This window comes from Methanosarcina subterranea (assembly GCF_055385895.1).
Genome location: NZ_AP042426.1, coordinates 3,132,228 through 3,147,467 on the forward strand (window position 1 = coordinate 3,132,228; position 15,240 = coordinate 3,147,467).

Consider the following 15,240-nt stretch of genomic DNA (forward strand, 5'->3'; position numbering starts at 1 on the left):
GGACGTTCAGTCCCTTTTCCTCAAATACTCAGGAGCCTGCGGAATTTTATGCATCATTCCGTATGACCTGCTTGACGGATAGTATTCGGCACCTAGCTGAATTTTGCCCGCCATTTTTTTATCTGCCATGTATTCGATAAATGCAAGCGCCAGATCAATGCTAGCAGAAATGCCAGCCGAGGTCCAGATATTTCCATCCCTTACAATCCGATCCTCCACTACCTTCACGTCACCTAGTTCTCGCAGCTTCTGGAGTGAAGCCCAGTGCGTAGTAACTCGCCTGTTTGAGAGTAGACCAGCACGATGAAGGATGAATGTGCCGGTACACACAGAAAGCACAGCTCTACAATTCTCAGCCTGCCTGGCAACATTGAATTAAAGATGAATTCTCCACCTCTTTGCATGTGCCTTCGCCACCCGGTATCGAAAATCAAGCGGAGGGCAATCTGCAAAGGTGACGTGAGGATTTATTGACATTCCCTTGTTACAGATCACGGGGGCGGGATTTTCAGCAATCATCAGGCACTTTTCAGGCCCCTGAGCAAATTTGCTCCAGAGTGATATTATCTCCCAGGGCCCGACAAGACTAAGCTCTTCGAGCTCCGGGAAAATTAAAAATCCGAAATTCATGTTACAAAGTTTGTGGATGTTTAGTAAACATTTTTCCCATAACTAATCAGGAAACAGTTGTATATTCTAAGTTTTATTTAATCCCTTGAAATATCTCAATGTAGAGTAGGAAGCTAGCTTATAAATAGAATTCTGGTTATATTTTTTAGTGCCATCTGGACGCAACTTCTCATAGCGTTTAAAATAGTGTAGTTTGCCTGTATCTTTTTTCTTTATCTGAGTGCTCTTCCTTCTGAGAGTAATTAATAATGTCCATAAGCCTATCAATAAAACCAATTTGTCCTTCTCGTATTTTTTTCTTAGCTAACTCAATATCGAACCAGCCTGCTTTATCGACCTCAGGATACTCCCGTATTTTCCCGGAGTTTTTTGGCCATTCTAAAGGAAATGTATTACTTACAACATCTGTTACATCCAGGTCTTTTTCAAGAGCCCATACATGCACTATCTTGTTGCTGGATTGATTTAACTCTCCCAGATCAATAAACTCGCCGTCAACCTCAAAACCTGTTTCTTCTTTAAACTCTCTTTTTGCCGTATCCAGCGGGTTTTCATGCTCTTCGGGTAGCCCTTTAGGTATTGACCACACTCCATAATCTTTTTTTGCCCAAATTGGCCCACCTGGACGAACTAGCATTACTTCGAGTCTCTTATTCCTGAACCTGAATAAAAGAATACCATTACTATAAGTGCTCACTTTTCTACTTCCTCTCCAAACTGCTTTGATCTCCCGGTTTCATAATATAAATCACAGGCACTACCTTTTAAATGAAGCAGAATAGCCATTTAATTAGATCATAAGTCATTGGTCATCGGTTAAGGAAAAATCGTTATCACTTGCATTGATTTTCATAAAATTTGTTAAATTATTCATCAAATGCAAAACTGGAATCTGATATCGATTTCAATTTAAACACTAAACATTTGGGTTTGAGTTTTTCCGTCGAAATCGAGATCCGCAGCTCAAAATCCTTAACCGAATACAAATGGATCATAAGTAGCTTATTGATACCTGTGTCTTGCAATCAGAACTGCTCCAAGCACTGATCCAAGCATCCAGAAGAAGCTTATGAAAGGAATTCTTTTTGATTGAATAGTAGAACCGACTCCTTCTTGCTTACCTGCTGTTTCTTTATTTGCTGTTTCTTTATTATCTGATGCTTCGGTATCATTTGTGTTATTATTGGTTTGATTAATTGTATTCAACAATTCTTCCAGAGTAACAGTTTCCAGAGTAACAGTTTCATCAGTGATTATAGCTTTTCCATCCTCGGTTAATGTATATTTGCCACGGTAAAAATCTGTAACTAAGAAGTGCTCAGGACCAATATCCCTGGTACTGGATCTTTCATCTTTACTCAGATAGAGCAAAACTTTTTCACCAGCATTGAAGCTTGGATCAGCATCTGTAGTCATGCTAAAATCCCCAACCGTCCCTCCGGTGACTCTTACAATAAGCTCATTGGATGATAACGGGTTTTTCAGGTATTCATCAACACTTATAACGATGTCAGTGTAAATGATGTCGTCAGGATATTCAAGTTTATTAAGTAATTTCTTCGGTTGTTTTCCGTCTGCTGTATTCCATCTGGGTGGAAGCATTTCTTTAACCGTACCTATTACAATCGTATCTGAGTAGTTACTTAACTCTTCATGGGTGTATGGTATGAAATCTATACATATATCAATACCAATGGGTTCATTGTTATTGTTTTCGAGTTCAGTATTATCGTTTGAAGGATTGGACAGCGCTAAAGCATTTAATGTCAGCAAAGAAAGAGCCAAAACCAGAAAAATCCCATATTTCATAATATTTCTTATTTTACCGCCTCCATGCATGGAGTAAAAATTAGATTTGACTAATACATTTGAACTCTTTAACTAAGTTTTTAATAAACGTTTGTAAATTTTACTAACTAAATCCTCAAATTGACCATTTTCATCTCTTTTTTTCATCTAATATTATTTCCTGACCCTTGATTGTTTGATACTCTGGCCAGAAAACTTATAAAGAGTTAACATAAAGTAGTTTATGAAATTCGAATACACGAATAGAATGAATTCTCTTGCGATATTGGACAAATATAATATTCAAATGAAAAGGTCAATTTACTGTTATATTCTCTTTGAAGATGAATCCAGGAATTGGATTCCGGAAGAAGATGCAATCTGAATAAAGTATGAGCTTAAAAAGAATTAAAATACCTTTGCTGTATCCCTTGATTATCGTTGCTAGTTTATTCATATTTCCCCGTCAATTTTTCGAAAAACTTTCGGTTGACGTTTAGAATGATTAAGGGTCAATTGTTCTATATGATAAAAAAGTTAAAACCGTACTATTTTTTCATTCATCAGAGATGCCTGACTGAAGGAAATCGTAGGGCACAATCTGGATTTCTATTTCTATTTCTATTACTACTGTCAATAAGTATGGACTTCTGAGCCCTGAAAAAGCAACTGAGATCAATAAATATAGAACCTACTCACTTTAGGTATAAAAATAAGTTACAATAAAAATACCATGATTGAAAATAACGCTCAGGTAATCAAAGTCTTAATTCTATTGATTTTTCAGTTCAACCGCGTAATTACTAAAGAAAAAAATCATAGATTAGAGGAAGGGAAAAAATGGAGAAAAAATCTAAGGATGTATGCCCCTATCAGAGAGCTTGGACCCTTGACAACTGGATTCGCAAGCTTTTACAAAACCCCTACAAAATTGTTGGCGAATATATCAAAGAAGGTCAGGTTGTTATGGATCTGGGCTGCGGGCCGGGTTTCTTTTCTCTGGCAATGGCGAAGCTGGTAGGCGAAAAAGGAAAGGTTATCTCGGTGGATATTCAGGATGAGATGCTTCAGATAGTGAAGAATAAAAGCGAGCAAGAGAGGCTTAGTTCTCGTATCATCCTTCATAAAGCCCAACATGAAAAGTTAGGCATCTCCGAGATGGTGGATTTTGCCCTAGCATTCTATATGGTCCATGAGGTCCCGGATAAGAAGAGTTTTTTGAGCGAAGTTGCTTCCCATCTCAAGCCTGATGGCAGGTTTTTGATTGTGGAACCTAAATTCCATGTCTCAAAGTCCGACTTTGATAGCACGTTGGAGGTTGCTCGATCCGTTGGTTTGGAACAGGTCTCTGGACCCAAATTTTCTTTCGACAGAGCAGTGCTTTTGAAGCCTGCTTCCTGAATAAAAACTTCATAGAGCAATGTGAGTGGCTTTTCCGAGGTGTTTTTTAGGGATAATTTGCCTGGTTTATTCCTAAAAGCGGCACGATCCAAATTTTCTTGTAGAACATGAATTTTGTGAAATTTAGTCATCTGGATCTTAAATTGACCAGTTTTACCACCAATATAAAAGTTGTAGACTCATGTAGCTTTTTTTATTTATCTTATGGAAACATTGCGGTAAGTATAATCTTATAAGTTTTCTCTCCAGATCATCAAACTGACTGTTTTTCATACCCATTTCTAATCCGTAATTATTTCCTAATCTTTGGTTGTTTGAGACTATGGAGAGAAAATTTATAAGGAATTAACAAAAAGGAATTTATGGAGTTCAAATGCACTTCCCAAGCTCATAAGAACTCAAGGTATCCTGAGATTTGTAATTCCTTAGGATCTAATTAGAAAGCTAGATTCTGTTTGAGTGGAAGTATAAAAGTATCTGTGGTTAAGAGTTTTGCATCTTTGAAAAATAGGAGCAAGAACTTGAAGGATAGGATGTATATGGGAAATATTTACTACGTAAAAGTAGATGAACCGACTTTCCGCAGATGTCTTCAAAAAAATAACATTTTTTCTGTTATCGTTTTTGGAGGTTTATTCGAAAATTTACAGTTATTATCTCAACTGAAGCTCAGGGAAATGGCTGCTAGAAGTTTTCAATGAAGGCAAAAAACCGAAAATTTTGGAAAATGTCAAAAACACACGTTTGAGTAAACATGGAGTTTTTCAGAAAAAACGATAGCAAGAAAAATTGTGAAAATTGAAAGGACATCTGCGGAAAGTCACATGAAAATAAAAGAGACGAATTAAGTAAAAAGGAGAATTGGAATGAACCAAATAATTGGATTCCAGAGAGAGATGCAGTCAGGATGAAAAATGATATTGAAATGAATGAAAAAGTTTTGATCATAAGCCTTGACTATATTGACGAGTAAAAAATATGCTGCAATGAATTATCATTGGATAGTATTATGATATTATTGTAAAGTTACAAAGAAAATATCTTAGTATTTAGTGTTTCTGTTTCATTGAGTACTGAACGGGCACCATGTATTTTGGGGTGATAGAATGATTAAGAATTTAGAGTATAGAATTTTCCAGATTTTTCTTGTTTTAATTCTGTTTTCGCAGTTATTGAATGTAACATCTGCAGAAGCACCTGCAGAACAATGGAACAGGTCTTTTGGTGGAGATCTTGAAGATAGTTTCTGGTGTGTTCAACAGACTTCAGATGGCGGGTATGTAGTTGCAGGTATAACAGCTTCGTATGGCAAAGGCACGGAAGGCTATCCGGATGCCTGGCTTATCAAGGTTGACGAGAAGGGGAATTTGCAATGGAATAAAACTTTCGGGGGGACATACTTTGATGAGGGATACTTTACCCGACAAACCTCAGATGGCGGTTATGTGTTATCGGGTTATACATTTCCTTCCGGCTCTGCTGAGCCCTGGCTGATCAGGACTGACAGTAACGGAAATGAGATGTGGAACAAGACATCTGATGAAATTACTCATGAGGACTACATTCAATATAGGGCTGAACGTACCTCTGATGGGGGATACATAATTGGGGATACGGTTGAGTATGAGATTGGAGATTATTTTGCCTCTCTTCTAGTAGATTATGATCTCAGGATAACTAAATATGGTATAAACGGCACTCACCAATGGGATAGTACCTTTGGCAAAAACCATAGTCTTGAAACACTAAATCCTATGTTAGATTCTGTTAAGCAGACTTCTGATAGTGGATATGTAATTGCCAGTTCAACTAGGTCAAAAAAATCTAACAGTGATGATATCTGGCTTATCAAGACCGATGAATATGGTCAGGAGCAGTGGAATAAGACCTTCGGTGGCCCGATGGATGATATTGGAATCTCTATTTCTATGACTTCAGACAGTGGGTATGTGTTGACAGGAAGGTATAACGATTCTTCATCTTTCGTGATAGATGGTTCTGCTTTCATACTTAAAACGGACGGTGAAGGTAATCAGGAATGGATAAAAGAATTCACAAATTGTACACTCTATTCTGTTCAACAGACTTCAGATGGTGGGTACATAGCTGCAGGCGTTAAAAATGGGAATGCATGGTTAGTTAAGCTGGCGGGAGTCGGGGAAGGTGCTGATTATGAGGATGGAAAAGGTATTGAGCATGAGGATACATCAGAAGGTAGTTTCAGCCTAATAAAAGATTATATTTATGACGCTTTTCTATGGGTTTTTCCAGTGAGGCCACTTAAGTAAACGAATCGTTCCAAAACTCACTCCTTTTTTTCTGATTTTTAATTTTACCTGGGACTCCTTGATACGTTATTACAATCCTCAAATCATTTACAGTCTCTGGGGCATTCTGCCTGCTCTCCTTTTTACTTCATTCTACATAAATTTCTGAGTAATTCGATCCATCGAGAACGGACTTCATTCCAATCAACGCTAAGAAGAATAAGGACCTGTATTTCGTTGAATAGCGACAGGATAGCGACTGCAAGGGTACGCGGATTGTTCTCGGCCGGATTAAGGTCTCTCTGTTATTGTTCTGTGATTTCATGGACTGGATCAATGCCACTTTTCATGTCTTCGATCAATAGGATTTTTTATTAATTGCAGATTCACTTTGCGCAGCAATGTCCATTTAGGGTCAGATCGTCCCCTTAAGGATCTAACTATTTATACTCTCAATTACAGTAATATCTCAACAATATATAAAAATTTAGCAGATATTTCATCTGGAATAAAATTGAATCTAACGCACTACTGACTTAATTTAAAAACATGGGGACCTGAAAAAATGGCACTACTATGGAAAAAACATAAGTCGCAATTCCTAACAATTGCGTTTTTTATCATTCTTGTTTTGAATGGAACCGCAGCCGCTACGTCTATACCTTCCACGCTGTACGTGGACGCCCAGGGTAACGGAAATTATACAACTATCCAGGCTGCAGTAGGCAACGCAACCTTTGGAGACACAATCATCGTTTATCCCGGAACCTATACTGAGAATGTGAATGTAAGTGTGGAAAACATAAGCATCCGTTCCTTTTCTGGAAATCCTGAAGATACAATTGTAAAACGCTTGAATGTACTGAGTCACAATTTTAAAATAAGTGCCAATAATGTAACTATCAGCGGATTCACTATCACCGGGGCAGGCTCTACGGGAATTTATATGAGTGGGATCTCAGGGGTTAATATTACAAATAATAAGCTCTCCGGAGTCGGTTGCGGTGTTCAGATGGAGAGTTCCAGCAGATGCAATCTGCTCAACAATACGGTTACTGATTCTGCTGAAAAAGGCTTCTATCTTGATTCTTCCATTAACTGTACCATAGCCGACAACACAGTCTCGGATACCGGAGAAGAAGGTATATTACTCGAGTACTCCGATTACTGTACTCTGGCCAATAACGGAATCTCAAATACTGATTCTTATGGTATCTATCTCTACCATTCCGTCAACTGCACCCTGACCGGCAATATAGTCTCAAACACTTCTGATGATGGAATCTATCTCTCTTCCTCTAACTACTGTACCCTGGCCAACAACACAGTCTCAAACAGTTACGATTTTGGTATCTATCTTTATTATTCCGGCAACTGTAATCTGACCAGCAACGCAGTTTCAAACACTTATGCCGATAGCATCTACCTTTATTATTCCAGCAACTGTAACCTGACCGGCAACACAGTCTCAGATGGTTATGATACTGGAATCTGTTTGAAAGAGTCCGAAAATTGCACTCTGACCAGCAGCACGGTTTCAAATTTTGATTATGAAGGCATTTATCTGTGGGACTCCGAAAACTGCACTCTGACCAGCAATGCAGTTACAAACTCTTATGGTATCTATCTGGATGATTCCGATGAATGTGTCTTGAGAAACAACACCGCAAGTTCAGGAATATATGGAATCGGCCTTTATGATAGCAAAAACTGCACTCTTAAAGGCAATATCATGTCTGAAAACTTGTACAATTTTGAGCTTGATATCTACGAGCTTGATAACACAACCGGGAATATAATCGATACCAGCAATCTTGTCGACGGAAAACCGATTTATTACCTAGAAAGGGAGCCCAATCCTTCAATAGGAAGTGATGCCGGGGCTATCTACTGCATAAACTGTGGAAAAGCCGAAATTAAGGACTTTGTACTGCAGAACAACACATGCGCAGTTTTTCTGTATAATACAAGTTCGGAAATGCAAAATAACACCATAAATAACACCATATACGGAGTTATGGTTTTATCTTCTCAGGATGTCAAGCTCTCGGGCAGCAGGATTGAAAACTCCATGGCCGGAGTAATTCTCGAGGAGGCTATGGACACGACTCTCGTTGACAATACCGTTCGGGACTCAATGTTTGGAATTGAAGCCCACGGTTCCGAGAACTGTATACTTACGAACAATTCAATTCAAGACTCCCTGGTTGGGATCGCTACAATGGGTTCCAAGAATTTCACGCTTACGGACAATTCTGTTCGAAATTCCATATTTGGGATTGCCACACTTGATTCCGAAAATTGCACACTTACAGGCAATTTTATTCAGGAATCAATGGAAGACTATGACCTTTTTGCGTCCGGAAACTCAAAGCTTGTCAGAGATGGGGAAAATACTCTCATAAGGGAAAGTGCCCTCTTAAACTCTAACCTCGTACGGGACGTGGGACACTACGGCTCTGGGATCTATTCTATAAGTTCCCAGAACCTCAAACTTGATAACAATATTATTGACAAGATAGGTGATACAGGAATTTATCTTAAAGGTTGCCAGAACACCAGGCTTGTCAGTAACTCAATACTGAACATCGGATTTGTGGGAATTTATCTGGATGAGTCTTCCAGTGTAGAACTTATCGACAACACGGTTCAGAATGTAACAGGTACATCCATACTGTTTAATACTAAAATAAGGGAAAGTACTCTAACAGACTCGAATCTCGTGCAGGTCTCGAGCCCCTATGGCTTTGGGATCTTTGCTGAATACTCACAGGATCTCAGGCTTGAGAATAATACTATTGACAGGACAGGCCTGGCAGGAATTCTTCTTGGCAGGTGCCAGAATGCCGAGCTTGTAAGCAACTCGGTACGAGATGCCGAATATATAGGGATTTATGCGGCTGAGTCTTCCAGTGTAGAACTTCTGGACAATGCGGTTCAGAATATAACAGGTGAGTATATGCTGCCTACTGCTGGGAATTTATCCCTTGTCAGCTCACCTCTTGTCAGCAGAAGTATGGGACCCTCAGGATATGGAATCTATTTTGAGTACTCAGAGGATATCAGACTGAAGGGCAACACCGTTAAGGACTCTTACCAGGTCTGGGGAATTTATCTTTCCGAACCTGTGAATGCAACCCTTGAAAGCAACACTCTTACAAACTGCCAGGGTGGACTTGTTGCAGTCCTGGGTGAGAACTTCAGCGTGAGTGACTGCTCCGTAACCAACTGTACTTCTGGAGGAATTCTCGTTATTAATCCCGAAGAAGGCATAGGTACCGGATATACAGTCTCAGGCTGTACTGTAGAAGGAAGTGACATCGGACTGCTGGTTACAGGAGAAGGTATCCTTTCAGGGAATACTTTGTCCAGGAATTCTTACGGATTGATGCTTTATGATGTAAATAACAGCCAGATCTATGGTAATACAATGATCCAGAACAGTCTGGCAGGAATTGTCATTGATCCGTCAGATGCCGAAATTATGGCACACAGAGGGCTGGTAAGGAGCATGGAATATCCAGAAAGCGGAAATAACACTATTTATAACAACTACTTCAATAATGTAAATAATACCCTGATCAACAGCGATGCAAACAACACCTGGAACACGAGCAAAATAGCAGGCGAAAGTATAGTTTGCGGTCCGTACCTGGGAGGCAACTACTGGGCAAATCCCAATGGGACAGGCTTTTCCGAAAACTGCACGGATGCTGACAAAGACGGAATTGCAGACTCCTCTTATGAAATTATAAACGGAACTTTTGACTATCTGCCCCTTACAATTATCCCTACTTCCACAACAACCAGGCACAAAAGTTCTGCCAATTACATTCCCTCGAGTGGAAGAAGCAGTGGCGTTACAGATATCGACAGTGCACAGAAGAGAGTTGCTGCAGGATCAAAAACAAGCTTTAGTTTCAACAATCCTGTTTCCGGTATACTGGGACTGAGTTTTACCTCACAACAGTACTCCGGAAATGTCATAGTAAGGATTGAGGTGCTTGACGGAAGTTCCGGAGAAAAACCCGACGGAGAAGTCTACCAGCTGATGAACATCCTGGTCGGAAACGAACGGTTTGAAAGTGGAAGCAATATCAATGGAGCATCCATTAACTTCAGGGTGTCAAAGAGCTGGGTCGAAGAAAACAATATTGATGTCTCAACCATAACGATAAACAGATTCCATGACGAAAAATGGAACGCGCTTGTCACAGAAATGACCTATGAAGACAAAGAATACTACTATTTCACGGCAGAAACACCGGGATTCTCCCGCTATGCAATTACAGGAGACAAGCTTGGTAATGCAGTAATCATTCCGGCTGAAGAAGAAACAGGAACAGTTACCGGAGAAGAACAAACAAATGACGTAAAAAAGAATACCCCTGGATTCGAAAGTACCTTTGCAGTGCTTGGAATCTTTGCTTCAGTGCTCTTTGTAAAGAAAATAATCCTGAAATAAGTAATTTAGAAAATAGACAATCTGGAAAATAGACAATCTGGAAAATAAACATTTGGAGAATAAACAATCTGGAAAATAAGCAATTTGAAAAATTAAGGGTATTATCTTAACCCTGATTTTCGATTCTTTTTTCGATCTTTCTTGTTTTACCTCCACACTTTTTCCATACTTTTCGTTTTCTTTTTTTTCTTGATCTTTTATTTTACATTTAGAATACATTTATTTCTTTTATATTTTATTTCTTTTTTATCTAGTTTGGTGAAATTAAGTCCTTCGTTTTTGTGTTGTGATTTCGTGGGCGGTTGATCAATACTTAATTTCATACAGTTATCTATCTGATTTTTATTGTTCATAGACACATTTTGCACAACGACGTCCATTTATGATCGAGTTGTCCCCTGAAGGATGAAACTTTTTATACTATCAGTTACACTAATATTTAACAATATATAAAAATTTAGTAGATATTTCATCTGAAATAAAATTACATTCAATGCATCGTTGATGTAATTCATATGCGAGGAGACCTGAGTAAAATGGCATTACTATGTAAAAAAACGAAGTTAAAATTTTTAGCTTTTGCATGTTTTATTTTTCTTGTTTTGAATGGAACCGCAGCCGCTACGTCTATACCTTCCACCCTGCACGTGGACACCCAGGGTAACGGAAATTATACAACCATCCAGGCTGCGATAAACAATGCAAGTCCCGGAGATACAATTGTTGTCTATCCAGGAACGTATACGGAGAATGTGAATGTTACTGTGGCAAACGTACGCATCCTCTCCTATTCCGGAAATCCTGAGAATACAATTGTAAAACGCTTGAATATACTGAGTCACAATTTCAAAATAAGTGCCAATAATGTAACTATCAGCGGATTCACTATCACCGGGGCAGGCTCTACGGGAATTTATATGAGTGGGATCTCAGGGGCCAACATCACCAATAATAAGCTATCGGGGATCGGCTGTGGTGTTCAGATGGAGAGTTCCAGCGGGTGCAATCTGATCAACAATACAGTTACGAATTCTGCTGATAAGGGGTTCTATCTTCAGTCCTCCAGTAACTGCTCCCTGGTCAACAATACAGTTTTAAATACGTCTTCTAATGGTATCTATCTCTCCTCCTCTAATTACTGTACTCTGGCTAACAATATTATCTTAGATATTTCCGATAAAGGTATCCTTCTCGAGACCTCCAGTTACTGTACCCTGACCAACAATACAGTCTCAGATACTGATTCTGAGGGTGTTCGTCTCTACTCCTCTAATTACTGTACCGTGGCTAACAATGCAATCTCTAACATTTCCGAGAATGGAATCGATCTGGAGAGTTCCAGTAACTGTAATTTTACCGGTAACACAGTGTCAAATACAGTAGCAAGGATTTATGGTACTGGCCATGGTATCTATCTGTATAATTCCGGCAGCTGTAATTTTACATCTAATACGGTTTCAAACGCTGATTATTGTGGTATCTTTCTGGGTGCTTCCAGCAACTGTAATCTTACCGACAATGCCGTCTCAAATACTGATTATGAAGGCATTTATTTGTTTCAATTAAACGGCTGTACCCTGACCAACAATACAATTTCAAACGCTGAAGACGGTATCTATCTCTATTACTCCAGCAACTGTGATCTTACTAACAACAACATCTCAGATACTTACGACGACGGCATTTACATGTATAATTCCAGCAGCTGTAATCTTTCCGGCAACATAATCTCAGATAGTGATTATGGACTCTATATTTATCTCTCTGATTACTGTACTCTGACCAACAACACAGTTTCAAACACTGATTACGGTCTTACTTTGGGTAATTCCATTGGAACTGTCCTGAGGAATAACACGGCAAGTTCAGGAATATCTGGATTCCGCCTCCGGGAGATTGAAAATTGCACGCTTACAGACAACATTATGTCTGGAAACTGGTACAACTTTGAACTCGATTACTACGACGAAGATGTCGAGTTTGATAATGAAACAGGGAATCTAATCGATACCAGCAATCTTGTCGACGGAAAACCAATTTATTATTTTGAAAGGGAAGCAAATCCCTCAATTGGAAGAGATGCTGGAGTTATCTACTGCATAAACTGTGAAAATGCCGAAATTAAGGATTTTGTGCTGCAGAACAATACATATGCGATTTTTTTGTATAACACAAGTTCAAATATGCAAAACAACTCTATAAGCAACACGATATATGGAGTTGGGGTTTTATCTTCTCATGATGTCAAAGTCTCAGGAAGCAGGTTTGATAACTCAGCGGCTGGAGTTGTGTTTCAGGAAGCTGTGAATGTAACCGTTACCAACAATAATATTCAAAACTTCACGTACGGAATTGCCACCATTGGTTCCGAGAATTGCACGCTCACGGGCAATTATATTCTGAACTCAACTGAGACATATTCACTATATAACTCTGTAAATTCAGATCTTGTTAAAGGAGAGAAAAATGCTCTCATAGAAGAAAATAGTCTCGCAAGTTCGAACCTCGTGCAGTCTAAGAGATCCGATGGCACTGGCATCTATTCTATCTATTCCCAGAATCTCAGTATTGAGAACAATATCGTTGACCAGGCAAGCTACAGGGGAATTTATCTTGAGGACTGTCAGAATGGCACGCTTTTGAGGAACTCAGTCAGAAATATCGGGGACACGGGAATTTATACGGAAGGCTCTTCAAATGTGGAGCTTCTGGACAATACCGTTCAGAATGTAACAGGTGAGACTCTACTCTATGACGCTGGAAATTTCCCTCCTGTCAGTTCCTCTCTTGTAAGTGGAAGTAGGGCCTATGGATGTGGAATCTATCTTGATGATTCACAGAATGTCAGGCTTGTGAGGAACTCGGTACGGGATATCGGGTGTGTAGGAATTTATACGGGAGACTCTTCCAGCGTGGAGCTTCTGGGAAATACCGTTCAGAATGTAACAGGTATTTATAGGCTGCCTGCAGCTGGAAATTTCTCTCTTGTCAGTTCCCCCCTTGTCAATATAAATCGGGTCTCAGGATATGGAATCTATTTTGATTATTCACAGGACCTCAGACTTAAAGGCAACACCGTTAAGGATTCTTATCAGGTATGGGGCATTTATCTCTATGAACCTGTGAACGCAACCCTTGAAAGCAATACTCTTGAAAACTGCCAGGGTGGACTTGTTGCAGTCCTGGGTGAGAACTTCAGCGTGAGTGACTGCTCCGTAACCAACTGTACTTCTGGAGGAATTCTCGTTATTAATCCCGAAGAAGGCATAGGTACCGGATATACAGTCTCAGGCTGTACTGTAGAAGGAAGTGACATCGGACTGCTGGTTACAGGAGAAGGTACCCTTGTCGGGAATACCCTGTCCGGAAATTCTTACGGATTGATGCTCTATGACGTGAATAACAGCCAGATCTATGATAACACAATGATCCAGAACAGTCTGGCAGGAATTATCATTGATCCCTCAGATGCCGAAATTATGGCACACAGAGGGCTGGTAAGGAGCATGGAATATCCAGAAAGCGGAAATAACACTATTTATAACAATTATTTTAACAACGTAAACAATACCCTCATTAACAGCGAGGCAAACAATACCTGGAACATTAGCAAAACAGCAGGTGAAAGTATAGTTTGCGGTCCGTACCTGGGAGGCAACTACTGGGCAAATCCCAATGGGACAGGCTTTTCCGAAAACTGCACGGATGCTGACAAAGACGGAATTGCAGACTCCTCTTATGAAATTATAAACGGAACTTTTGACTATCTGCCCCTTACAATTATCCCTACTTCCACAACAACCAGGCACAAAAGTTCTGCCAATTACATTCCCTCGAGTGGAAGAAGCAGTGGCGTTACAGATATCGACAGTGCACAGAAGAGAGTTGCTGCAGGATCAAAAACAAGCTTTAGTTTCAACAATCCTGTTTCCGGTATACTGGGACTGAGTTTTACCTCACAACAGTACTCCGGAAATGTCATAGTAAGGATTGAGGTGCTTGACGGAAGTTCCGGAGAAAAACCCGACGGAGAAGTCTACCAGCTGATGAACATCCTGGTCGGAAACGAACGGTTTGAAAGTGGAAGCAATATCAATGGAGCATCCATTAACTTCAGGGTGTCAAAGAGCTGGGTCGAAGAAAACAATATTGATGTCTCAACCATAACGATAAACAGATTCCATGACGAAAAATGGAACGCGCTTGTCACAGAAATGACCTATGAAGACAAAGAATACTACTATTTCACGGCAGAAACACCGGGATTCTCCCGCTATGCAATTACAGGAGACAAGCTTGGTAATGCAGTAATCATTCCGGCTGAAGAAGAAACAGGAACAGTTACCGGAGAAGAACAAACAAATGGTGTACAAAAGAGTACACCTGGATTCGAAAGTACCTTTGCGGTTCTCGGAATCCTTGCTTCAGTATTCTTTGCAAAGAAAAGGATCTTAAAATAATTTAGAAACTAAACAATTTAGAAAATAAGGGAATATTACTTCATGTTCCCTTATCTTCTACTTTTTCTTTTGTCTTTAAGATTTTCTTCTCGAGCTTTTTTTACTTTATTTTTCCTAACTTCTCATTATCTTAAACATTAGATGCCCATAAATGGCTACCTTAAATATTACATACTTATTAGTATAGAAGAGAAGACTATTTGCGGTATGGAAAGTCCACAAATTAAAA

Annotated in this window: 9 protein-coding genes and 1 pseudogene; 6 read left to right on the forward strand and 4 right to left on the reverse strand. The window is 39.4% G+C overall.

Going from position 1 to position 15,240, the window contains the following annotated elements:
* Positions 1–6: 6 nt before the first annotated feature.
* The 4 genes and pseudogenes from ACZ5A8_RS13670 to ACZ5A8_RS13685 form a co-directional block, all read right to left on the reverse strand.
* A pseudogene (locus ACZ5A8_RS13670) lies at positions 7–354 on the reverse strand (DJ-1/PfpI family protein); the annotation flags it as partial.
* A 21-nt stretch (positions 355–375) separates the two neighbouring features.
* Entirely contained in the window at positions 376–630 is a 255-nt protein-coding gene (locus ACZ5A8_RS13675) for a hypothetical protein (protein WP_464529702.1), read from the reverse strand.
* Between the two features lie 178 nt (positions 631–808).
* Positions 809–1,327 (reverse strand): NUDIX hydrolase, encoded by a 519-nt coding sequence (locus ACZ5A8_RS13680; RefSeq protein ID WP_464529704.1) that lies wholly within the window; start codon positions 1,325–1,327, stop codon positions 809–811.
* Positions 1,328–1,632: 305 nt separating this feature from the next.
* Positions 1,633–2,469: a hypothetical protein gene (locus ACZ5A8_RS13685; protein ID WP_464529705.1), complete on the reverse strand. Its 837-nt coding sequence runs from the start codon at positions 2,467–2,469 to the stop codon at positions 1,633–1,635.
* A 217-nt stretch (positions 2,470–2,686) separates the two neighbouring features.
* Here ACZ5A8_RS13685 and ACZ5A8_RS13690 point away from each other — a divergent pair, with 217 nt between their 5' ends.
* The 6 genes from ACZ5A8_RS13690 to ACZ5A8_RS13715 all read left to right on the forward strand — a co-directional run bounded on the left by ACZ5A8_RS13690 (position 2,687) and on the right by ACZ5A8_RS13715 (position 15,011).
* The gene (locus ACZ5A8_RS13690; protein WP_464534135.1) at positions 2,687–2,803 is read left to right on the forward strand and encodes a UPF0228 family protein; all 117 of its coding nucleotides are present in this window, start codon (positions 2,687–2,689) and stop codon (positions 2,801–2,803) included.
* A 455-nt stretch (positions 2,804–3,258) separates the two neighbouring features.
* Positions 3,259–3,819 (forward strand): class I SAM-dependent methyltransferase, encoded by a 561-nt coding sequence (locus ACZ5A8_RS13695; RefSeq protein WP_464529707.1) that lies wholly within the window; start codon positions 3,259–3,261, stop codon positions 3,817–3,819.
* A gap of 808 nt (positions 3,820–4,627) precedes the next feature.
* Positions 4,628–4,792: a UPF0228 family protein gene (locus tag ACZ5A8_RS13700; RefSeq protein ID WP_464534136.1), complete on the forward strand. Its 165-nt coding sequence runs from the start codon at positions 4,628–4,630 to the stop codon at positions 4,790–4,792.
* A gap of 133 nt (positions 4,793–4,925) precedes the next feature.
* A complete protein-coding gene (locus tag ACZ5A8_RS13705; RefSeq protein ID WP_464529708.1) occupies positions 4,926–6,107 on the forward strand; it encodes a hypothetical protein in 1,182 nt (393 codons plus the stop codon).
* Positions 6,108–6,651: 544 nt separating this feature from the next.
* Complete coding sequence (locus ACZ5A8_RS13710) at positions 6,652–10,551, forward strand: NosD domain-containing protein (protein ID WP_464529709.1); 3,900 nt, start codon at positions 6,652–6,654, stop codon at positions 10,549–10,551.
* Positions 10,552–11,153: 602 nt separating this feature from the next.
* A complete protein-coding gene (locus ACZ5A8_RS13715; RefSeq protein WP_464529711.1) occupies positions 11,154–15,011 on the forward strand; it encodes a right-handed parallel beta-helix repeat-containing protein in 3,858 nt (1,285 codons plus the stop codon).
* Positions 15,012–15,240: the final 229 nt, after the last annotated feature.

Excerpts from the sequence above, each read along its gene's own strand:
- ACZ5A8_RS13690 (WP_464534135.1), top strand. The coding sequence starts at position 2,687 with ATGAATTCTCTTGCGATATTGGACAAATATAATATTCAAATGAAAAGG.
- ACZ5A8_RS13695 (WP_464529707.1), top strand. The coding sequence starts at position 3,259 with ATGGAGAAAAAATCTAAGGATGTATGCCCCTATCAGAGAGCTTGGACC.
- ACZ5A8_RS13705 (WP_464529708.1), top strand. The coding sequence starts at position 4,926 with ATGATTAAGAATTTAGAGTATAGAATTTTCCAGATTTTTCTTGTTTTA.
- ACZ5A8_RS13685 (WP_464529705.1), bottom strand. The coding sequence starts at position 2,469 with ATGCATGGAGGCGGTAAAATAAGAAATATTATGAAATATGGGATTTTT.
- ACZ5A8_RS13675 (WP_464529702.1), bottom strand. The coding sequence starts at position 630 with ATGAATTTCGGATTTTTAATTTTCCCGGAGCTCGAAGAGCTTAGTCTT.
- ACZ5A8_RS13710 (WP_464529709.1), top strand. The coding sequence starts at position 6,652 with ATGGCACTACTATGGAAAAAACATAAGTCGCAATTCCTAACAATTGCG.